Source organism: Nitratireductor sp. GZWM139, assembly GCF_030068685.1.
In the GTDB taxonomy this organism is placed as follows: Bacteria; Pseudomonadota; Alphaproteobacteria; order Rhizobiales; family Rhizobiaceae; genus Nitratireductor; species Nitratireductor aquimarinus.
Map to the genome: position 1 here is coordinate 182095 of NZ_JAMQML010000003.1, position 19257 is coordinate 201351.

At 62.0% G+C, this 19257-nt stretch carries 17 protein-coding genes and 1 tRNA gene; 5 read left to right on the top strand and 13 right to left on the bottom strand.

The genetic code is table 11. The features are described 5' to 3' along the window. Positions 1-189: 189 nt before the first annotated feature. Positions 190-2196 (top strand): BCCT family transporter, encoded by a 2007-nt coding sequence (locus NDI72_RS04960; RefSeq protein WP_206544199.1) that lies wholly within the window; start codon positions 190-192, stop codon positions 2194-2196. 142 nt (positions 2197-2338) lie between these two features. On the opposite strand, the gene NDI72_RS04965 is transcribed toward NDI72_RS04960, so the two are convergent. The 5 genes from NDI72_RS04965 to kynU all read right to left on the bottom strand — a co-directional run bounded on the left by NDI72_RS04965 (position 2339) and on the right by kynU (position 9549). Beyond that, the gene (locus NDI72_RS04965) at positions 2339-3046 is read right to left on the bottom strand and encodes a class I SAM-dependent methyltransferase (RefSeq protein ID WP_283799839.1); all 708 of its coding nucleotides are present in this window, start codon (positions 3044-3046) and stop codon (positions 2339-2341) included. A gap of 213 nt (positions 3047-3259) precedes the next feature. Next, positions 3260-3742 carry a MaoC family dehydratase gene (locus tag NDI72_RS04970; RefSeq protein WP_113152956.1) on the bottom strand — a complete coding sequence of 161 codons (483 nt, stop codon included), beginning with the start codon at positions 3740-3742 and terminating at the stop codon, positions 3260-3262. 129 nt (positions 3743-3871) lie between these two features. After that, positions 3872-6997, bottom strand: coding sequence for an efflux RND transporter permease subunit (locus NDI72_RS04975; RefSeq protein WP_283799840.1), 3126 nt, complete (start codon positions 6995-6997; stop codon positions 3872-3874). Continuing rightward, entirely contained in the window at positions 6994-8160 is a 1167-nt protein-coding gene (locus NDI72_RS04980; RefSeq protein ID WP_206547820.1) for an efflux RND transporter periplasmic adaptor subunit, read from the bottom strand. Before NDI72_RS04980 ends, NDI72_RS04975 begins: the two co-directional genes overlap by 4 nt. A gap of 168 nt (positions 8161-8328) precedes the next feature. Next, positions 8329-9549 (bottom strand): kynureninase, encoded by a 1221-nt coding sequence (kynU, locus tag NDI72_RS04985; protein WP_283799908.1) that lies wholly within the window; start codon positions 9547-9549, stop codon positions 8329-8331. Positions 9550-9656: 107 nt separating this feature from the next. Here kynU and NDI72_RS04990 point away from each other — a divergent pair, with 107 nt between their 5' ends. Beyond that, complete coding sequence (locus tag NDI72_RS04990; protein ID WP_283799841.1) at positions 9657-10379, top strand: GntR family transcriptional regulator; 723 nt, start codon at positions 9657-9659, stop codon at positions 10377-10379. Between the two features lie 121 nt (positions 10380-10500). Here the strand turns inward: NDI72_RS04990 and NDI72_RS04995 are convergent. Together NDI72_RS04995 and cpdR are read right to left on the bottom strand one after the other, a co-directional pair. Further along, positions 10501-10575 (bottom strand) — tRNA-Val (locus tag NDI72_RS04995). A gap of 118 nt (positions 10576-10693) precedes the next feature. Then, complete coding sequence (gene cpdR, locus NDI72_RS05000; RefSeq protein WP_007008549.1) at positions 10694-11056, bottom strand: cell cycle two-component system response regulator CpdR; 363 nt, start codon at positions 11054-11056, stop codon at positions 10694-10696. 213 nt (positions 11057-11269) lie between these two features. Here cpdR and NDI72_RS05005 point away from each other — a divergent pair, with 213 nt between their 5' ends. Together NDI72_RS05005 and hisN are read left to right on the top strand one after the other, a co-directional pair. Then, positions 11270-12160 (top strand): N-formylglutamate amidohydrolase, encoded by an 891-nt coding sequence (locus NDI72_RS05005; protein WP_113152943.1) that lies wholly within the window; start codon positions 11270-11272, stop codon positions 12158-12160. Positions 12161-12428: 268 nt separating this feature from the next. Then, on the top strand, positions 12429-13199 hold the full coding sequence (gene hisN / locus NDI72_RS05010; protein WP_206547819.1) for a histidinol-phosphatase: 771 nt from the start codon (positions 12429-12431) through the stop codon (positions 13197-13199). A gap of 30 nt (positions 13200-13229) precedes the next feature. On the opposite strand, the gene NDI72_RS05015 is transcribed toward hisN, so the two are convergent. Then, on the bottom strand, positions 13230-14189 hold the full coding sequence (locus NDI72_RS05015) for an alpha/beta hydrolase (RefSeq protein WP_283799842.1): 960 nt from the start codon (positions 14187-14189) through the stop codon (positions 13230-13232). A 434-nt stretch (positions 14190-14623) separates the two neighbouring features. Here NDI72_RS05015 and NDI72_RS05020 point away from each other — a divergent pair, with 434 nt between their 5' ends. Next, on the top strand, positions 14624-15082 hold the full coding sequence (locus tag NDI72_RS05020; protein WP_283799843.1) for an Hsp20 family protein: 459 nt from the start codon (positions 14624-14626) through the stop codon (positions 15080-15082). 92 nt (positions 15083-15174) lie between these two features. Here NDI72_RS05020 and NDI72_RS05025 read toward each other — a convergent pair whose 3' ends face one another. From NDI72_RS05025 to NDI72_RS05045, 5 genes are all read right to left on the bottom strand, one after another. Further along, entirely contained in the window at positions 15175-15723 is a 549-nt protein-coding gene (locus NDI72_RS05025; RefSeq protein WP_283799909.1) for a DoxX family protein, read from the bottom strand. A 14-nt stretch (positions 15724-15737) separates the two neighbouring features. Further along, a complete protein-coding gene (locus tag NDI72_RS05030) occupies positions 15738-16562 on the bottom strand; it encodes an HvfC/BufC N-terminal domain-containing protein (RefSeq protein ID WP_283799844.1) in 825 nt (274 codons plus the stop codon). After that, on the bottom strand, positions 16546-17490 hold the full coding sequence (gene bufB / locus NDI72_RS05035; protein WP_206547816.1) for an MNIO family bufferin maturase: 945 nt from the start codon (positions 17488-17490) through the stop codon (positions 16546-16548). The genes NDI72_RS05030 and bufB overlap by 17 nt, the downstream gene beginning before the upstream one ends. Before the next feature lie 48 nt (positions 17491-17538). Then, positions 17539-17844: a BufA1 family periplasmic bufferin-type metallophore gene (locus tag NDI72_RS05040; RefSeq protein ID WP_113152937.1), complete on the bottom strand. Its 306-nt coding sequence runs from the start codon at positions 17842-17844 to the stop codon at positions 17539-17541. 194 nt (positions 17845-18038) lie between these two features. Continuing rightward, entirely contained in the window at positions 18039-19091 is a 1053-nt protein-coding gene (locus tag NDI72_RS05045; RefSeq protein WP_283799845.1) for a threonine aldolase family protein, read from the bottom strand. Between the last annotated feature and the right edge of the window lie 166 nt (positions 19092-19257).

Consider the following 19257-nt stretch of genomic DNA (forward strand, 5'->3'; position numbering starts at 1 on the left):
CGTGTCTTGTCGTGAGCCTGACGTGTCTATCATTGACAAGTTAGCCGGCGGCAAGCAGAAACGGGAGGCCTGCCGCCGGTGCTCGATTTCAGCTTTTTTTGCCTTGTACAGGCTGTCAGCTTCTGTCGGGAGCTTTTATCGCGAGCGCCATCTGCCAGTTTCACAAACGGGAGCGCAAAGTAATTCCCCATGTTTAGTCGTTTTGTCATCAACCCGCCGGTCTTTTTCGGCTCGGTGATTATTATCGCCGTGTTTCTCCTGATCGGCGTTATCTTCCCCGGCCGGGCCGGCGATGTTTTTTCCGCCCTGCAAAGCAATATCCTGTCCGCATTCGGCTGGCTGTACCTGCTTTCCGTCGGTATTTTCCTTGCTTCCGTTCTTCTGTTTTCCATCGGCCGTTTCGGCAGGCTGAAGCTGGGACCGGACGATTCCGAGCCTGACTTCAAATATCATTCCTGGGTTGCCATGCTCTTTGCCGCCGGCATGGGCATCGGCCTGATGTTCTATGCCGTGGGCGAGCCCATGACGCATTTCCTCGCACCGCCCACTGCGGAGCCGGGCAGCATCGCCGCCATGCGCGAATCCATGTCGGTCACCTTCTTCCACTGGGGCATTCACGCCTGGGCCATCTATGCGGTGGTCGGTCTGTCGCTCGCCTATTTCGGCTATCGCTACAACCTGCCGCTCACCATTCGTTCGGGCCTTTATCCGCTTCTGAAAGACCGCATCAATGGTCCCATTGGCCACGCGGTGGACATCTTCGCCATCGTCGGCACCATGTTCGGCATCGCCACGTCGCTCGGTCTTGGCGTGACGCAGATCAATGCCGGCCTCAACTATCTGGTCGGCGTTCCCATCGCCCCCTGGGTGCAGGTGCCGCTCATTGCGGTCATCACCGCGCTTGCCACCATTTCGGTCGTCACCGGCCTCGACAAGGGCGTGCGCATCCTCTCCGAGACCAACCTGATCGTCGCCGTTCTGTTGATGGTTTTCGTGCTGGTTGTCGGTCCGACATCGGCGCTGTTCCGCGATTTCGTGCAGAACATCGGTCTCTATCTCGACACGCTGGTGTTACGCACCTTCAACATCTACGCCTATGAGCCGACCCCGTGGATCGACGGCTGGACGCTGTTCTACTGGGCCTGGTGGATTTCCTGGTCGCCTTTCGTGGGCATGTTCATCGCTCGCATCTCGCGCGGCCGTACGGTGCGCCAGTTCGTGACGGCGGTTCTGTTCATCCCCGCCGGCTTCACCTTCTTCTGGATGACCGTGTTCGGCAACACCGCGATCTTCATCGACACCGGTGTTGCCGCCGGCGAGCTTGGCGCTGCGGTCGCGGCCGATGTTTCGGTCGGCCTGTTCCAGTTTTTCACCTACCTGCCGCTGACGGCGATCACCTCGACGCTGGCCGTCCTTCTGGTGGCGATCTTCTTCATCACCTCTTCGGATTCCGGCTCGCTGGTCATCGACACAATCGCCGCCGGTGGCGAAACCGAAACCACCACCCTGCAGCGCGTGTTCTGGTGCGGCATGGAAGGGCTGGTTGCGGCAAGCCTGCTTCTGGCAGGCGGGCTTGGCGCGTTGCAGTCCGCAACCGTAGCCAGTGCGCTGCCGTTCACCTTTGTCATGCTGGCGCTTGTCTGGGCGCTCTTCGTGGGCATGCGGGCAGACCTTGCCCAGCGTGAGGCGCATGCCGGAATTCCGCAGGTTGCGCCGGCGCATCCGGCGTCGGGCATCACCTGGCAGCGCCGGCTGAGCCTGATGATGCATGCGCCCAGCGAGAAGGAAATTCACACCTTCATTCAGAGCAATGTGAAGCCCGCGTTGGAGCAGGTTGCCAAGGAACTGACGGATCGCGGTCGCGAGGCCTTTGTCGAGGATGGAGAGGCGGGCGCCATCGCTCTGACCTCACCGGCCGAAGACATGCGCGACTTCGTCTATGGCGTTGCGCCCGTTTCTCAGAAACTGCCTGCATTCTCGGCGTTCGAGGCTGCGCGCTCGGGCCTGCGCTATGAGGCGCGGACGCAGTTCTCCAGTGGCAGCAAGGGGTATGACATCATGGGCATGACGCGCGATCAGATCATCCACGATGTTCTGATCCAGTATGAGCGTTATCTCTTGCTCGTGCAGTCGCCGGCCTCGGAGCTGGTTTCGGCTGCGCCGGAGCATGATGTTCAGGCTCTGACGGAAGAATAGGGGACCGGGCCGGTGGCGCACGCGCTGCCGGCCCGCCTCATGACTGCGCGGTTCATCGCCGGTCTTTATTGCAGGTGGCGCTGTCGCCTGATCTCCCGCCGCTTCATTGCGTCAGGGGAGGCTCTCTATCAGTGATTGGCGGTTAGCCCGCCCGGATCGCCATGATCGATTTGTTGAGGAATGCGAGTTTCTCGAACAGGATCTCTCCATCGTCGAACAGACGCCGCATCTGGCGGGCCGAAATGAGCTTGTTGTGCTCGACCAGATCGCGCGCTTCCTCAAGGTCCGGGGTGCGCGGGAAAAAGCCCAGCTGAAAGCGCCTGACAAGGCCAACCTTCACACTGTTTGGCAGATACTGAAATCCCGGTGTCCGGAAGTGCGGCTCGAAGGGAAACCAGTAATTCGGCGTCTGCACGAAATAGCGCTTCGAAAGCCGCTTGGTGTTCTCGGCAAACTGGATCATCCGTTCCCAGCTTCCGACATGCTCGACCACGGAATTGGAATGCACCAGGTCGAAGCTCTCTCCCGCCAGGAGCTGCGGATCGGCAGCGTCACCGGCAAGTGAATCAAACAGTTCGGTGTTCCTGACGCGCTCGGCTTCGAGGTTGACGAGCGTAATTTTCAGATTCTGACGGTGTTTTTCAAGAAAATCGGATCCGATTTTCCAGTATTCCTCGGTTCCACCGAGGTCGAGAATACGAATCTGGGTTTTCTCTGAAAGAGCGTCCTCGATCAGCGTCCGTACATTCTGAAAGCGCTTTGCCCGAAAATTGAACTCGATGCTTTTGGGATTGTCGTATGGAGTTTTCTTTGCTGGCTCATCAGTCAGAACTTTAAAATCTGTAGTCATGAAAATATTCTTTTCGCGCCCGTCGCTCTGCGTTTCAGGCCTTATGATTTGATATTTGCGAAAGATAAAGAATAATTCTCTTATTCTGTCTCTTTCTGCAAAAAAACAGGTCGCTGAACAGTTGATGATGCAGCGTGCTTATGTCGTGTGCGAAAGCCACCGACTGTTGCAAGTCGCATCAGCCAGTGTTCGCCTGCTTCCTGCTTTGCGAAACTAGTCCTCGCGCGAGCGGTCCGGCATGGCAAGCGTCAGCCAGTGCGCGGTGAGGGCGGGTTTGATCGAGTTCTCGATCTCCACCGTCACATCGTAATTGACCTCTGCAATGCCCGAGGGGCGCAGCTTGATGTTGGCGAGCACGAAGCGTGCGCGAATGCGTGCGCCGCTGCGGATAGGAGCCAGAAAGCGGATGCGCTCAAAGCCGAAATTCACGCCCATCGCCGAACCGTCGAGACGGGGCACGGCCTCGAAAACCATGGTCGAGAGCAGCGAGAGCGACAGGAAACCATGCGCGATGGTTCCGCCATAGGGCGTCTCGCGTGCGGCGCGCTCTGGATCGGTGTGAATGAACTGGTGATCGTCCGTCGCCGCAGCGAACTGGTCGATCATCTCCTGGGTGACAACACGCCAGTCGGACAGGCCGACTTCCTGTCCCACCAGTTTCTGCGCTTCTTCAATGCTGATTGTCCCGGTGGTCAACGGGGCACTCCGTGGCTGTTGAGCTGGTCAGGCGGGCGGGATGGATCCCGCCTGCGCGCCGCGAACAGATACAGTTTTGTTTTGCGATTGTCACCCGCCTGGCGCCGCGCGATTGCGCGGCGCGCCCATTCAGGTGGTTTTGTCCCCAAGTCGGGTCGCATGATCGAGCTCGCGCACCAGCCGCGCCTCCTCTTCCGCCTTGGGCGTGATGAACCGACCGAGCAGCAGATAGGCGACCGGCGTGAGGAAGAGGGTGGAGACGGTGGCAAGGCCGAGACCACCCACCATCACCCAGCCGAGCGCGATGCGCGCTTCTGCGCCCGCACCGCTCGCCATCACCAGCGGCACCCCGCCCACGATCGTGCAGATCATGGTCATCGCCACGGGCCGCAGGCGGATGAGGGACGCCTGTTCGATGGCTTCGCGCACCCCGAGCCCGCGGTCACGAAGCTGATTGGCGAACTCCACGATGAGGATGCCGTTCTTGGCCATGATGCCGACCAGAAGCACAAGGCCGATCTGGCTGTAGACGTTGAGGCTCGTGCCCGTCAGCAGCATGGCGAACACCGCGCAGGCCAGCCCCAGCGGCACCGTCGCCATGATGATCAGCGCACTGATGAAGCTCTCGAACTGCGCCGCCAGCACCAGAAGGATGATCACCAGCGCAAAGCCGAAGATGATCTGCATCGAATTGGCGGTTTCGCCAAGGGCCGCCGCCTCGCCAAGCGGAACAAGCCGCATGCCGGGTTCGAGCAGGGGCTCCGCGATCTCCTGTGCCCGCTGATAGGCTTCGCCCAGCGCAACACCCGGCGCAAGCGACGCGCTGACGCCCACGGCGCGCAGCTGGTTTTCGCGTGAGAGCGATGGCGGCACGGCCTGTTCTTCGAGCCGCGCGATCACCGAAAGCGGCACGAAACGCCCGTCACCGGCCTTCACATAGGTGTTTTCGAGGTCGGTCGGGTCATCGACCGGATTGGTGGTCGAGACGAGTTTCACGTCGACGCTGCGGTCGTTGATGAACACCGAGCCGATCCTGCGGCCATCGAGCATGGCCTGGATCGTGTTGCCGAGGCCGTCAATGTCGATCCCCAGATCGAAGGCGCGGTCGCGGTCGATGGCGATGGAGAGCTGCGGCTGCGTGGAATCGCTGGAAAGCCGCGCCTGCCGGAAACTCGGATCTTCGCCCATGGCCTCCACGATGCTGGCGGCGGTGGCCGATAACTTTGTGAAATTGTTGCCCGCAACCGCGAAGCTCAGCCCGTTGCCCGCGCCACGAATACCAAGGCTGTTGGGCTGGAAGACAAAGGCGCGCACACCCGGCTCATTGCGGACCCGTTCGGAGATGTCGGCGACGATTTCCTGCTGGCTGCGGTCGCGCTCGTCCCACGGGGCAAGCCGCAGCACCAGAAAACCGCTATTGCCAGCACCCTGTCCGGCAATGGAGAAGGTGCTGACGATCTCGCCACTGTCGCGCAGCGGCTCGATCAGCGCTTCGATGCGGCGCAGGCGCTCTGCGAAATAATCGAGGCTCACACCCTGCGGTGCCGAGACCCGCATGAACGCCATGGAGCGGTCTTCGCTCGGCGTGATTTCGGATTTGATGAAGCCGAACGCGCCATAGGATGCGCCCGCAAACAGCACCGAAATGAGCAGGATCAGCGCCGGTGCATCGAGGCAGAAGCGCAGAAGTTTCCGATAGAGCGTCGTCATCGCGCCGCCCACCCTGGCGATGACGCCGGTGTCTTCGCGCGCTTCACCCTCGGGATGCGCGATCAGCATGCGCGAGGCGAGCATCGGGCAAAGCGACAGCGCGACCAGCGAAGACAGGAACACCGCCATCGCCAGCACGAAGCCGAATTCCTTGAACAGGCCGCCGGCCTGTCCCGGCAGGAAGGAGATCGGCACGAACACCGCGATCAGCGTTGCCGTGGTCGCAAGCACGGCGAAAAACACCTCCTGCGTGCCCAGAACGGCGGCTGCCCGCGCGCCCATGCCCTCATTGCGGCGGCGCACGATGTTCTCCAGAACCACGATGGCGTCGTCCACCACGAGGCCGGTGGCGAGCACCAGCGCCAGAAGGGTGAGAATGTTGATGGAGAAGCCCGCCAGATAGATCGTCGCCAGCGTGCCGATCAGGGCCACCGGAATGGCAAGCCCGGGAATAAGTGTCGCGCGGAAGTCGCGCAGGAACAGGAAGATCACCAGAAGCACGACCGTCACGGCGATCACCAGCGCGATTTCCACCTCATGGATTGCGCCATTGATGAAGGTCGCATCATCGCTGGTCACCTCAATGTCCACCCCGTCGGGCAGGGTGGTGCTCAGCTGCTCCACTGCGGCACGCACGCCGGACGAGATTTCCAGCGTGTTCGACTGGGCCTGACGCACGATGCCGATGCCGATGCCCGTGCGGCCATTGGCGCGTAACTGGCTTTCGCCGATATCGCCGCCCAGCGTCACGGTGGCAACGTCGCCAAGCCGCACATGGTCTTTCAGATAGATCGCTTCGAACTGCCCGGGCGTCGAAATGGCCGCCGTCGCGCGCACCGTCAGGTTCTGCGTCGTGTTGCTCAGAGAGCCCGCCGGCGTGTCGAACGCGACCGTGCCAAGCGCTCTGGAGACATCGGCCACCGTCAGCCCAAGGCTCGAAAGCCTCGTCTGGTTGATGTCGATGCGGAAAATCTCGGTGCGGTCGCCATAGACCTGCACATCGGCGACGCCGGGCACGGCGGACAAGACGTCCACCACCTCGTCTTCCACCAGCGTCGTCATGTCCTGGATAGGCATGGTGGTGGAGGTGAGCGCAATGCGCATCACGGCCTGCGCGTCATTGTCGGCCTTGATGATGCGTGGCGCATCGGCGTCGTCGGGCAGGCTGTTCTGGGTGCGGCTCACCGCATCGCGAAGGTCGGAGGCGGCGGTGTCGAGATCTACGCTGTCGCTGAACTCCACCGTTACGCGGCTGCGTCCGTAAGAGGAATTGGACGAGATGGCCTGAACGCCGGGAACGCGGGCGACAGCGCCTTCGATGATCGCGGTCACCTCGCGATCCATGGTTTCGGCGGCCGCGCCGGAAAAATTGGTCGAGACGGTGATTACCGGGCGGTCCACGTCCGGCAGTTCGCGCACCTCGATGCCGAACAGCGCTGCCAGACCCGCAACGGCGATCAGCGTGTTGAAGACGAAGGCCAGAACAGGTCGCCGTACGAAAAGGGCGGTAATGCCCGTCTGGGCGTTGTGGAGCGCTTCCCTCACGTCGCTGACCCTTCCGCGGTGGCAAGGCGCGATCCGGCGCTGGCCGGGTTGCCGGCCGTGTTCACCGGCGCGCCTTCACGCATGTTGTGAATGCCCTGCGTCACCACCAGATCGCCCTCGGCGAACTCGGCGTCGACCAGCACGCTGTCTGCGTTGCGCTGGATGATCCGCACCGGCTTCTGGCGCGCCTTCCCGTTCTCCACGATCCAAACAAACGGCCCGTCCGCGCTCCACTGCACGGCCAGCGGATCGATTGCAGGATAGGTTTCGCCGGGGAAGCGCATGGTGATGGTGAAGGCCATGCCCGCGCGCAGCCGGTCGTCCGGGTTCTCGATGCGGCCTTCCACGCGCAGCGTGCGGCTGTCGGGGTCGATGCGGTTGTCGAGCGCGCTGATTTCGCCCTCATGAACGGAAGAGCTGCGCGCGACCGAAGCTGCGGTCAGCGGCGCGCCGATCTCGATCAGGTCGGCATAGCGCTCGGGAATCCAGAAATCGACGAGGATCTGCGAGCGGTCGTCAATGGTCGCGATCTCGGTGCTGTTGGTCACGTAGCTGCCGGCGGAAATCGGCAGAATGCCGACCGTGCCGTCGATGGGGGCGGTGATGGAGCGGCGGTCGAGCGCCAGCTGCGCTTCCCGCTTGGCAAGCTCGGCATTGCGTAACGCCAGTTCCGCTTCGTTCTGCTGTACCACGCTCACCGTGTTCGAGGCGCGCAGCGCCATGATGCGCTCAAGCTTCGTCGTGGCGTCGTCGAGCGCGATGACGGCGCGGTCGAGCGCAATCTCTTCGGAATCCGAATCCAGCTTTGCGATCAAATCGCCGGCCTGAACCTCCGCGCCCGATGCGACGGCAAGCTCGGTCAGCGTGCCGGAGGTGAGCGGGTTCACCGAAACCGACCGCAGCGCGCGGCCGGTGCCGATGGCGTTCAGCCTGTCATTGATCGTGGCATAGGCCACCGGTGCGGTGACCACGGGACCGGGCGCGCCGCCACCCGGGCCGCGCTGCCCATTGCCTGAAGCGGCTCCACTCGTGGCCGCAGGCGCCTCTTCCATCAGTCCCGCACGGGCCAGAATGTTTTGCGCGCCGGGATAATACCAGAACCACGCCAGCGCGGCGGCAACGAGAATGAGGAGGCAGAGAACTGCCTGTTTCCAGAAAGACATGCACGCTCCGGCTGTTATCTTGTGGCGGTGGAGGTGGCATTCATCAGCCGGTATACCGGTCGCTTCAGGCCACTTGTCTTATGCCAGCTTCCGGGCGGCTTTTCATCTGTTCTAGTATTAAATTCTCGTAAGGCTAGGGCAGGGCACGCGGGCCGAAATGGCCGCGGTTCAGGTCACCTTGGCGCGTTTGCGGTAGATTTCCTGATCCCACAGCCGCTCCCGCATGACCCGTTCCAGGATCTCTGCCGCCGTGACGATATCCGCATGGCTGAGATAGAGCGGCGTCATGCCGAAGCGCAGAATGTCGGGCGCGCGGAAGTCGCCGATCACGCCATTGGCGATCAGCGCCTGCATCACCGCATAGCCTTCCGGATGGCGGAAGGAAACCTGGCTGCCGCGCTGGTCATGGTCGCGCGGGGTCGCCAGTTCCAGCTCCGGGCAGCGCTGCTCAACCTCGGCGATGAACCGGTCACAAAGCTGCTGCGACTTCTCGCGCACCAGCGCCATGTCGACGCCGTCGAAGGCGTCCAGCGCCCTGTCGAGCGATGACATGGAAAGGATTGGCGGCGTGCCGACCATCATGCGCGCAATGCCGTCTGCCGGCGTGTAGTTCTCGGTGAAGGCGAAGGGCGTCTGATGCCCCATCCAGCCCGAAAGCGCCGGGGCCACATGCGCCACGTGGCGCTCTGCAATGTAGAGGAAAGCGGGCGCGCCGGGGCCGCCATTCAGATATTTGTAGCCGCAGCCAATGGCAAAATCTGCGCCCGCTGTGTCCAGATGAACCGGAAAAGCACCGGCGCTGTGGCAAAGATCCCAGATCGCAAGCGCGCCCTTGTCGTGGATGTGCTTCGTCATCGCCGCCATGTCGTAGCGCCGGCCCGTGCGGTAATCCACCTCGGTCAAAAGCACCGCCGCCACGTTTTCGTCGACGGCTTCTTCCATATCGTCGGCGGTCGCCAGTTTCAGCTCGTAACCCTGGCCCAGAAGACGCGCGAGCCCGTCCGCAACATAGAGATCGGTCGGGAAATTGTTGCGGTCGGAAAGGATCACGCGGCGGTCAGGTCTGAGCGAAAGGGCTGCCGAAAGGACCTTGAACACGTTGATCGTCGTGGAATCGCCAACCGCGACACTGTCTTTCTTTGCGCCCACCAGCCGGGCGATCTTGCCCGCGACGCGCGCCGGCAGGTCGATCCAGCCGGCATCGTTCCAGCCGCGCACGAGCCGCTCGCCCCATTGCTGTTCCACCACGTCCTTCATATGCGCGCTGAGGCCGGCCGGCAGAACGCCCAGGCTGTTGCCGTCCAGATAGATCACGCCTTCGGGCAGGGCAAAGCGCTCGCGAAACGCCTTCAGCGGGTCCAGCCGGTCGGCCTCATCGGCCCGCGCCATCGTCTGTGTGTCCTGATTGTCCGCCCGTGCATTCATTGGTCGCTATCCCACTGGATCGAATTATTATATATAATATGATTGATTATATGGGATTTCAGGTCAAGACAATGCTTCAGACCAAAACTCCGGAAGGCGAGGGCGGCGTTGCAGCGCTGAAGCGCGACATTGTGAGCGGCGTTCTCGCACCGGGGGAGCCGCTGCGCCTGATGGCGCTCTCGAAGCGCTATGGCGTTGGCTACACGCCGCTGCGCGAGGCGCTGTCGCGGTTCGGGGAGGCGGGGCTTGTGGTGCTGAGCCCCAACAGGGGTTACCGGGTGGCTCCCGTTTCGTTTGCGGAGCTGGAGGATCTTGAGCAGTCGCGTGCTTTGATCGAGGTGGCGCTTCTGGAAGACGCCATCGCCCATGGCGACCTTGCGTGGGAGGCTGCCATCGTTGCCGCGCATCATCGTCTTGCGCGCGCCTCGGCCGCGCTGGATGACGGTGCGCAGGCCTATTCGGAGTGGATGGAGGCGCATGACGCCTTTCACGCCGCGCTTCTTGCAGCTGCACGCTCTGTCTGGCTGAAATCGTTTCAGCGGCAGCTTTCCGAGCAATTGCGCCGCCACCACCACGCGCTTCTCTTTTCCCCTGCCGATGCGGGCGGGGAGGTCATTACCCATGACCCGGCAACGCGGGCGCTTCTTGAGGAGGCGCTTGCTCTTGAGGGCCACACCCGCCTGATGGATGCGGCACTTGCCCGCGACGTGGATCATGCCGCCACGCTGCTGCGCGCCCACGTACAGTTCACGCTGGCCGTGCACCGCGCGGCTTCCGGTGGGGAGGGGGAGTGACGGGCTGAGCTGTCGCCGTTGCGGCGTCTACGCAGTGGGTAGAATGGAAGTTGTTCGAGATATCTCGATGACCCGGGAGCGGTTCGAGATCATCATCTTTATTCAAGATGTTTGGGAAGGATGGTGGGCGTGACTGGGATTGAACCAGTGACCCCTACGATGTCAACGTAGTGCTCTCCCGCTGAGCTACACGCCCATCCGACGCCGCGCATAGATCACACAAATCAGGCCGGCGTCAATAGGTAGTTTGAGTGTTTTTACCGCAATGTGACGATCACTCTGCCGGCTCTCGCCGAACGCCTTGAAAACCGCGGTCAGGCGGCCTGCAAAAGTTTCTCCACCTCGTTCACGAGGTCACGCAGATGGAAGGGCTTGGAGAGAACTTTCGCGTCCTGCGGTGCGTTCGAATCGGGATTGAGCGCGACAGCCGCGAATCCCGTGATGAACATCACCTTCAGATCCGGATCGATCTCGGTGGCGCGGCGAGCCAGCTCGATGCCGTCCATCTCGGGCATCACGATGTCGGTCAACAGAAGGGAGAAGGGTTCTTCGCGCAGCCTGTCATAAGCGCCGGCGCCATTGTCGAAGTCGACGACCTCGTAACCAGCCCGCTCCAGCGCCTTCACCAGAAAGCGCCGCATATCATTGTCGTCTTCCGCCAGGAGAATCCGTGCCATTTTGCCGTCCAGATAGTGCGAGAGCGATTGACCCGCAAACGCTTGCCCAAAAATCGCTTGCCCACAATTCACTTGAATGAGACCAGCTATATGATTCCAGCGTGGTAAATATCAAGTGAAACCTGCTGATCCAGCTTGTGGACTGGCTGGACAGGCGTGCGCACGAATGGCAGATTTTATACCGAAATAGTATGCCGGAGGCGTGAAAATCGTATGACTGCCGCAGCGGATTTTGCGAAAATCCCCGCTTTCGAGGTGCGTTCTCCTGCGTTCCAGACTGCTCCCTTCGTTTTCAACTCGCCGCATAGCGGGCGACATTATCCCCAGCGCTTCCTCGACATGAGTCGTCTGGATGCGACCATGATCAGGCGCTCCGAAGACTGCTATGTGGATGAGCTCTTCTCCGGCGTGGTCGCCTGTGGCGCGCCGCTTCTCACCGCCAATTTTCCGCGCGCCTATCTGGATGTGAACCGCGAGCCGTGGGAACTCGATCCGCGCATGTTCTCCGAGCCTGTGCCGCCTTACGCCAATATCCGCTCGCCGCGTGTGGCCGGTGGGCTCGGCACCGTGCCCAAGCTGGTGGGCGAGGGGATGGACATCTATCAGGGTCGCCTGCCGCTGGCCGAGGCCGTGTCGCGCATCGAGACCATCTACGTGCCCTATCACGAGCGCCTGAAGCGCCTTTTGATCGACACGCACTGCACCTTCGGCCACGGCATTCTGATCGATTGCCACTCCATGCCGGCGGGTGTGCGTTCCGGCGATGGCGCGCTGCGGCCCGATTTCATCATCGGTGACCGCTTCGGCGTTTCCGCCGCTTCGGCGCTCACCGAATGCGTGATCGGTCTCCTGGCGGCGCGCGGCTATTGCGTGGTGCACAACAAGCCCTATGCCGGTGGTTTCATCACCGAGCATTACGGCCGCCCCGCACAGGGGCTTCACGCGCTGCAGATCGAAATCAACCGCAGCCTCTATATGGATGAGCGCACACTGGAGAAGAGGCCGGGCTTCAACGCGCTGATGGACGATCTCACCGGCTTCGTGCGTGAGCTGATGGCGATCGCCGGGCAGTATTTCACCGACTATCCGCTCGCCGCCGAGTGAAGTCGCGCTTTGCTGCGGTGCAGCAAATTTGCTCTGGACGGCGACAAAAAAAGACCGCATCGCCCTGGCGATACGGCCAAAAGTCTAGGGAGGAAACGCCCAATAAGGGCATCCGGCAGATCAACTGCCTGAACAAAGTCTATGTTGCGATGCACAATTGTCAAGCGTTAACCGTAACGCGCCCATTGCAAACCGCGCCAAACGCGGCAAAGATCGCCGCTCTTAACAGCCCTTTCAGGCAGCGAATCCGTAAATTCAGGAGAGTTCCATGACCGTCTCGCCGGCTTTGATGCGCCGCATTGCCGAGGCCGCCGCAGCCCAGACCCTGCCGCGCTTCCGTCAGCCGGTGCTGATCGACAACAAGCTCGAAAGCGGTTTCGATCCGGTCACGGAGGCTGACCGCGAGGCCGAGCGCGCCATTCGCGGGCTGATCAGCGAGGCGTTTCCCGATCACGGCATTCTGGGTGAGGAGTTCGGCCTTGAAGGCGAGGCGAGCGACCACCGCTGGATCATCGATCCCATCGATGGCACGCGTGCCTTCATTTCCGGCCTGCCGCTCTGGGGCACGCTGGTGGGGCTCACCGTATCGGGCCGCGCCGTTGCCGGCATGATGTCCCAGCCCTTCACCGGCGAACTCTTCTATACGGTTGGCGATGGCGCGCATTACGAGGGGCCGGGCGGCGCCCGCCGTCTCAAGACGCGCGACACGACCGAGCTGTCCGACGCTACGCTGTGCACCACCACGCCGGCGCTGTTCGATCCGCTGCACCGCGCCGCCTATGACCGGGTGGAAAATTCGGTCTGCCTCGCCCGCTACGGCACCGATTGCTACGCCTATGCCATGCTGGCAGCGGGCCAGATCGATCTGGTCATCGAGACCGGTCTTCAGACTTACGACATCGCTGCGCTTGTCCCGATCATCGAGCAGGCGGGCGGCGTGATCACCAGCTGGGCCGGCGGCCGTCCCGAGAGCGGAGGCGACATCATCGCCGCCGCCACGCCCGAACTGCACAAGAAGGCGATGGCGCTTCTGCGCTAGAACATTGCGGCAGAGAACCCGCTCTGGCGTTCAGAAATTGATGTCGCCGGTGCCTTCCACGAAGGCGAAGAAGGCGGCCATCACCTGTTCCCGGTAAAGGTCTGCCTCCTGCAGTAATTCGTGCCGCGCGCCATCAATGGTCAGGAGCGATGTGCTGCGTAATTGCCGGGAAAAGCGCTCGATTGCCGGGTTGGAGACCACGCGGTCCGCTCCGGCCGAAAGGATGAGCGAGGGAATGTGGATCCGGGCTGCAAAGGCCGGGTCGGTCACCCGTTCGATGGCCAGAAACATGGCGCGCGTCCAGGCGACCGTCGGCCCGTTGATGGCAAGTCCGGGCCATGCGCTGACCGTGGCCCGGTTGCGGGCAAAGCGCTGCGGGTCGGAACTCAGCGCCGCCGGCGAAAATTCAGGCATTTTCATCCGGTTGCGGCGGCCCGGCATATACATTCGGCCAAGTCCCAAAGCGTAGAGAAGCTGCGCGAAGTGCGACACCCAGCGTGTCGTTCTGGGCGAGACCGGAAGTCCCAGAAGCGGCGTGCAAAGCACCATGCGGCGCACCCGGTTGGCCATCATGGGTGCGGCCAGAAGCGCAATCAGAACGCCGGTGGAATGGGCGAGAATGTAGTAGGGGCCACGGCAGTCGGGCAGCACCACCTGTTCGAAGAACGCATCCAGGTCGCGCACATAATCGTCGAAGCTCTCAACATAGCCCCGATTGGCGTCCGGCAGCAGTCTCTGCGAGCGCCCCTGTCCGCGCCAGTCCAGTATCGCCGCGCCATAGCCGCGTTCGGTCAGGTCGTTCGCGGTCTCGAAATATTTCTCGATATACTCGTTGCGGCCGGGCAGGATCACCACCGTGCCGTGTTTCTCGGCTCCGCGTCCCGGTGCGCGCGCAAAGCGGATCGAAACCCCGTCCTTCGTCTGGAACAGGTCCGCCTTCATCCCCTCGGGCGGGGGATTTTCCGGAACGACGATAAGCAGGTCATTCATGCAGGATCGTGGACCTCAAGAGCGGCTTTGAGGGGTGTGGAAGATGATATTCCTAAGAAGGAATAGAGCCGGGATGCGTGAATGGCAAGAAACAGAACGGTTGCGACTGAAACTGAAAGCCGGAAGTGGCCTGAACCACTTCCGGCATTCCGCACCGGCTGGAAGGGACGTTACATCCGGTACGTTCCGCAGGGCAGCGTCATAAGTCCGCCGCCGATCCATTGCGCTAACGGTAGCAGCGTGAAGCTGAACGGTATCCGAGCGGCCCGTTCATCCGCCGTTCATCTGAAATCGACGGGCTCTTGAACCCGATTTTTGGGGTTCCCATATAACTTCTGCGGCCGCCAGAACGGGGTCGCTGGCCAGCGGGAAACGCCCGAAGCGGGTTTCCGAAAATGGCCATAACGCAATGTTGCTCAACTGGAGAACAGACCATGCGTCACGTTGATTTTTCGCCTCTCTATCGTTCCACCGTCGGCTTCGACCGGCTCTTTGGCATGCTCGATACGCTGGCCCAGCCCGAGGGCGGCCAGACCTATCCGCCCTACAATATCGAGCGCACGGGCGATGATTCCTACCGCATCTCGATGGCTGTCGCCGGCTTTGGCGATGAGGACATCTCCATTGAGGCCCATCGCAATGTGCTCATCGTCAAGGGTGAGAAGAACGCCGAGCAGAAAAGCGAAGGCGAACTGCTTTATCGCGGCATCGCCGCACGCAGCTTCGAGCGCCGCTTCCAGCTCGCCGACCACGTCGAAGTGACGGGCGCCAACCTTGAAAACGGGCTCCTTCACATCGATCTCACGCGCAACATCCCCGAGGAGATGAAGCCGCGCCGTATTCCCATCGCTTCGGCGAAGGAAACGAAGGAGATCGAGGCCAGGACCCACTAAGGCTTCGGCCTGAGGGAATTCCCGATTTGCTAGAAGCAGACGGATAAGAGTTTGAATGATGGCGGCGCCCGTGTGGCGCCGCTTTTGTGTTTTCAGGCAGTGCTCGCGAATTTGCGGCCAAGAACGGCATCCAGCGAGATGCGTCCCGCACCCTTCACCACAAGATAAAGCAGCAGAAACACCCAGAGCGTCCGCTGGTCCCAGATCAGCCCGTCGGAGAAGCGGTCGAACCACGCGCCTGCGGTCTCCGCGCCAACCTTGTGTACGGCAATGTCCACATAGGACTGCACCAGCACGAAACCGATCATGCCGAGTGCGGCAATCCGGGTGAAAAGCCCGATCACGATCAGGAGCGGCAGGACAAACTCCGCATAGGTGCCGGCCCACACGATTGCGCCCCATGGGATGAAGGGCACGGCTGAAACATCGCCGCCCGCAGCCTCCACCGCCGGCAGCGCGATCTGGTAATAGGCCCCGTCTGCGACGCTGAAGAAGCCGAGCAGGCCTTCGCCCACCTTCGTGCGGGCCGAATTCAGGAAGTAGAAATAGAGAACGGCGAAGAAGGCGAAGCGCGCGGCAAGGCCCGGAAACCAGCCATCGAGCATTCGCTCAAGGGTGGAGAAAACGCGCGCATGAAGCATCTGTATTGCGTGGATCACGGGCTTTCATCCTTGTTCTGACTGTCATTGCCTGCCTGGCATGTCTCGAATGCGCCGCTTTCGAGCATCAGGGCGATGGCGGCGGAAAGATCGAAACCGGGGTCGGCTTCAAGCGCCGCCCCGGCCGCCTGTTGCAGCGCTGCGCCATTGGCGAGCGTTTTCAGAAAGGCGAATTGGCCCCGGTCGAGCTCGCGCACCTGCACCTCAAGTGCGGGCCGGGTCATCAGCGCTGCTTCGGCAATGCCCGCGTCGATGCGATCAGGCATCGGCCCGGTGCGGTGCGCCGTGAAGATCGTATGCACCGCATAATCCGAACGCATGAGATGCATGGCCGGGTGCGGCGTGAAACGGGCTGTTGCCAGCGCTTCCGGCGGCAGGGCAGCGAGATCGGCGGGCGCGAGCGGTGTGCGGTCGGCTGCGTGAAAGGCGTCAAGCCAGGCGCGTTCCAGCCGGGCCACGTCGGGCAGATATTTCAGATGCCGTATCGGCTCGAACCCGGCCAGAAAATCGCCGAACCCGTGCCCGTATTCGAAGACGAGGCGTGAGCGCGGTGGATGCACGCGCAGAAACTCCCGCGCGATCATGCGGAAATTCTCTTCGCCAAGGATCATGGCGACCGCCGGAAAGATTTCTGAAAGCGCGGTCACGAGACTATGGGTGACATTGTTGCGATAGACGTTGAAGCGCTTGATCGCCGCCTTGCCGTGCGGGCCGCTCACGCCCTGCGGCGTGGCGCGATCCGGGTTGAACAGCACGGCGCCAAAGGCGTCGTCATAGGGCTGTGCAGGGTCCTGTCTCGTGGTTTCAGGAGTGGAGCGCATGGCGTTTCACTTCCGGCTTGAGGGTGCGATGACGGTCGAGAATGCGTTCAGCCGCCGCCGCCTCGGATTGGAGGATCGGCCAGTCGGGAATGTCCGCATCCCATTCGATCAGCGTGTCGACGGGGCCGCATGCGGCGATCACCGTTTCATAAAGGCTCCACACCGGGTCGGCGACCGGTCGGTCATGGCTGTCGATCAGCAGCGGCGCACCCTCGTCGTCTTCCTGTTCGTCATGGCCGGCAAGGTGGATTTCTCCCACATGCGCCAGCGGGAAATCGGCGAGATACTCCGTGGCGCTGAAGCCGTGATTGGTCGCAGAAACGAACACATTGTTGATGTCGAGCAGCAGGCCGCAGCCCGTGCGCTTCACGATTTCACGCAGGAAATCCGTTTCCCGCCATTCGGATTCGGAGAAAAGGACGTAGGTGGACGGGTTTTCCAAAAACATCGGCCTGCCGATGGCTTCCTGCACCTGATCGATGTGCTCGCACACCCGTGCAAGCGTCTCATCGGTGTAGGGCAGGGGCAGGAGGTCGTTGAAAAACACATCGTCATGGGTCGACCATGCCAGATGCTCCGACACTTTGAAGGGTTCGTAGCGCTCCACCAGCCCGGCAAAGCGTTGAAGATGTTCGGGGTCGAGCGGGTCGAGACCGCCAATCGACATGCACACGCCGTGTAACGAGACGGGCAGCATGTTGCGGATTGCGGTCAGCGCGGCGTGCGGCGGGCCGCCCGCGCCCATATAGTTTTCTGCGTGTACTTCCACGAAACCCACTGACGCAGGGTTTTCAGCGATTGCGTCGAAATGCTGCGGCTTGAAACTCGCGCCGGCCCGGCCAGCGGGGGCACCAGTGGGGGCATCAGCGGGGTGAAATGCCGGAAAGCGGCTCTGGATGGCGGAAAGGGGTTTTGCTTCGCGTGCCATGAGGTCGCCTCCCGGCATTTGGTGTCAGGTCAGATCATGCTGGCTGGATCAGGAGGGCATGTCGCGCTCAAGCGGCTCAAGCGAACCCATGCGCTCGCCGGGCAGTTCCATCGTGGCGCAGGTGCCTGCATCGACATATTTCCAGGCATTGCCCTGGTAATCGACCTTGGAGGTGCCGGCGCAGGTGGTGCCGGGCCCGGCCGCGCAATCGTTCTTGCCGGCCATGGACACGCCGTAGCACTTTTCTTTTTCCTGGGCCTGGGCGGCCGTGGTGGTGGCCAGCGTGCCGACCGAAAGGGCGGCTGCGACCGTTCCGGCGATATAGGCGGCGGTGAGTGCGGTTTTGGTGGACATGAATGATCTCCTCTCGGGTCCTGTCGAAACCGGGGTTCCGTCCCGGCAGGACCCGTTTTTTCAGAGGGATCGTTCACTTGGAAATCAAGCGCGCGCGAGCCGGCATCACTTGCGTGTGAGGCTTTGTTTATCGTTGGGGTTTATCGTTGGGCCCTGACCCTGGGGTTGTTGTCGTGCCGCGCGCGCCGTGTTGCTCAGGCCTTCAATGCTTCCGCGCACTTCTGGATGTCGGCGGCCTTGGTGGCGAAGCTTGTGACGAAACGATAGAGCGTGTCGCCCGCCGTCATTTCGCCTGCGAATGAGAGCGGTGGCTTCCACGGATAGAACTGCGCGCCAGCGGCCTGAAGCGCCTGGGCCTTCTCATCCTTCATGAGCGCAAACACTTCATTGGCCTGCGGCTGCCAGGCAAGGCGTGCCCCATCGGCATTGGAGATGGCGGTTGCGAGCTCCGCGGCCATCGCGTTGGCGTGGCGCGCATTCTTTAGCCAGAGATCGTCACGGAAATAGGCCTCGAACTGCGCCGCGATGAAACGCGACTTGGAGAAGAGCTGTGCGGCGCGCTTGCGCAGGAAGTGCATCTGGCCGATCTTAGCCGGATCGAACACGATGATCGCTTCCGCGCACCAGCAGCCATTCTTCGTGCCGCCGAAGGAGGCAATCTCCACGCCGCGCTTCCAGGTCATCTCGGCCGGCGTCGTGTCCAGAGACACGAGCGCATTGGCAAAGCGCGCGCCGTCCAGATGCAGCGGAATGCCCGCTTCGCGGCAGATGCCGGCGATCTCTTCGATCTGTTCCAGTGAATAGAGTGTGCCGATCTCGGTCGCCTGCGTGATTGAGGCGGCCATGGGCTGCCCGGCATGCACGAACTGCGCCGGGTGTTCGCGGATCGCCGCGTCAAGCGCGTTCGGGTCCATGCGGCCAAGCTGACCCGCCACGCCCTTCAGGCGCGCGCCGCCGGTCAGATATTCCGGTGCGCCACCCTCATCATCAATGGCGTGCGCTTCCGAATGGCAGAAGGCGACCCCGCCGGGTTTCGAGGCCCAGGTGAGCGACAGGCTGTTTGCCGCCGTTCCCGTTCCGACGAAAAACACCGCCACCTCGCGTTCGAAGATGTCGCTGAACATCTTCTCCACCCGTTTGTCCAGCTCGCTGGTTCCATAGGCCGGCGCAAAGCCGCCTGCATTGGTGACGAGCGCTTCGGCGATTTGCGGGTGGGCGCCGGCCCAGTTGTCGGAGGCGAAATTCATGCGGCAGATCTCTCTTTTGACCCCAAAATAAGCAGTGGCGGCGGGAGATTGCGCGCTTCGATGCTCCGGTTCAAGCCCTTCGGATGAGATGTTGCGGTGATTTTTGCGCCTGACAGGATATTCTGCGGCGGTTTATCAAAATGTCATCAATACTTGCAGTTTAGGT

Excerpts from the sequence above, each read along its gene's own strand:
- NDI72_RS04980 (WP_206547820.1), bottom strand. The coding sequence starts at position 8,160 with ATGTCTTTCTGGAAACAGGCAGTTCTCTGCCTCCTCATTCTCGTTGCC.
- NDI72_RS05040 (WP_113152937.1), bottom strand. The coding sequence starts at position 17,844 with ATGTCCACCAAAACCGCACTCACCGCCGCCTATATCGCCGGAACGGTC.
- NDI72_RS05020 (WP_283799843.1), top strand. The coding sequence starts at position 14,624 with ATGCGTCACGTTGATTTTTCGCCTCTCTATCGTTCCACCGTCGGCTTC.
- NDI72_RS05045 (WP_283799845.1), bottom strand. The coding sequence starts at position 19,091 with ATGAATTTCGCCTCCGACAACTGGGCCGGCGCCCACCCGCAAATCGCC.
- bufB (WP_206547816.1), bottom strand. The coding sequence starts at position 17,490 with ATGGCACGCGAAGCAAAACCCCTTTCCGCCATCCAGAGCCGCTTTCCG.
- NDI72_RS04960 (WP_206544199.1), top strand. The coding sequence starts at position 190 with ATGTTTAGTCGTTTTGTCATCAACCCGCCGGTCTTTTTCGGCTCGGTG.
- NDI72_RS04990 (WP_283799841.1), top strand. The coding sequence starts at position 9,657 with ATGCTTCAGACCAAAACTCCGGAAGGCGAGGGCGGCGTTGCAGCGCTG.
- hisN (WP_206547819.1), top strand. The coding sequence starts at position 12,429 with ATGACCGTCTCGCCGGCTTTGATGCGCCGCATTGCCGAGGCCGCCGCA.
- NDI72_RS04965 (WP_283799839.1), bottom strand. The coding sequence starts at position 3,046 with ATGACTACAGATTTTAAAGTTCTGACTGATGAGCCAGCAAAGAAAACT.
- cpdR (WP_007008549.1), bottom strand. The coding sequence starts at position 11,056 with ATGGCACGGATTCTCCTGGCGGAAGACGACAATGATATGCGGCGCTTT.
- NDI72_RS05005 (WP_113152943.1), top strand. The coding sequence starts at position 11,270 with ATGACTGCCGCAGCGGATTTTGCGAAAATCCCCGCTTTCGAGGTGCGT.
- kynU (WP_283799908.1), bottom strand. The coding sequence starts at position 9,549 with ATGGCGCGGGCCGATGAGGCCGACCGGCTGGACCCGCTGAAGGCGTTT.
- NDI72_RS05015 (WP_283799842.1), bottom strand. The coding sequence starts at position 14,189 with ATGAATGACCTGCTTATCGTCGTTCCGGAAAATCCCCCGCCCGAGGGG.
- NDI72_RS05030 (WP_283799844.1), bottom strand. The coding sequence starts at position 16,562 with ATGCGCTCCACTCCTGAAACCACGAGACAGGACCCTGCACAGCCCTAT.
- NDI72_RS05025 (WP_283799909.1), bottom strand. The coding sequence starts at position 15,723 with ATGCTTCATGCGCGCGTTTTCTCCACCCTTGAGCGAATGCTCGATGGC.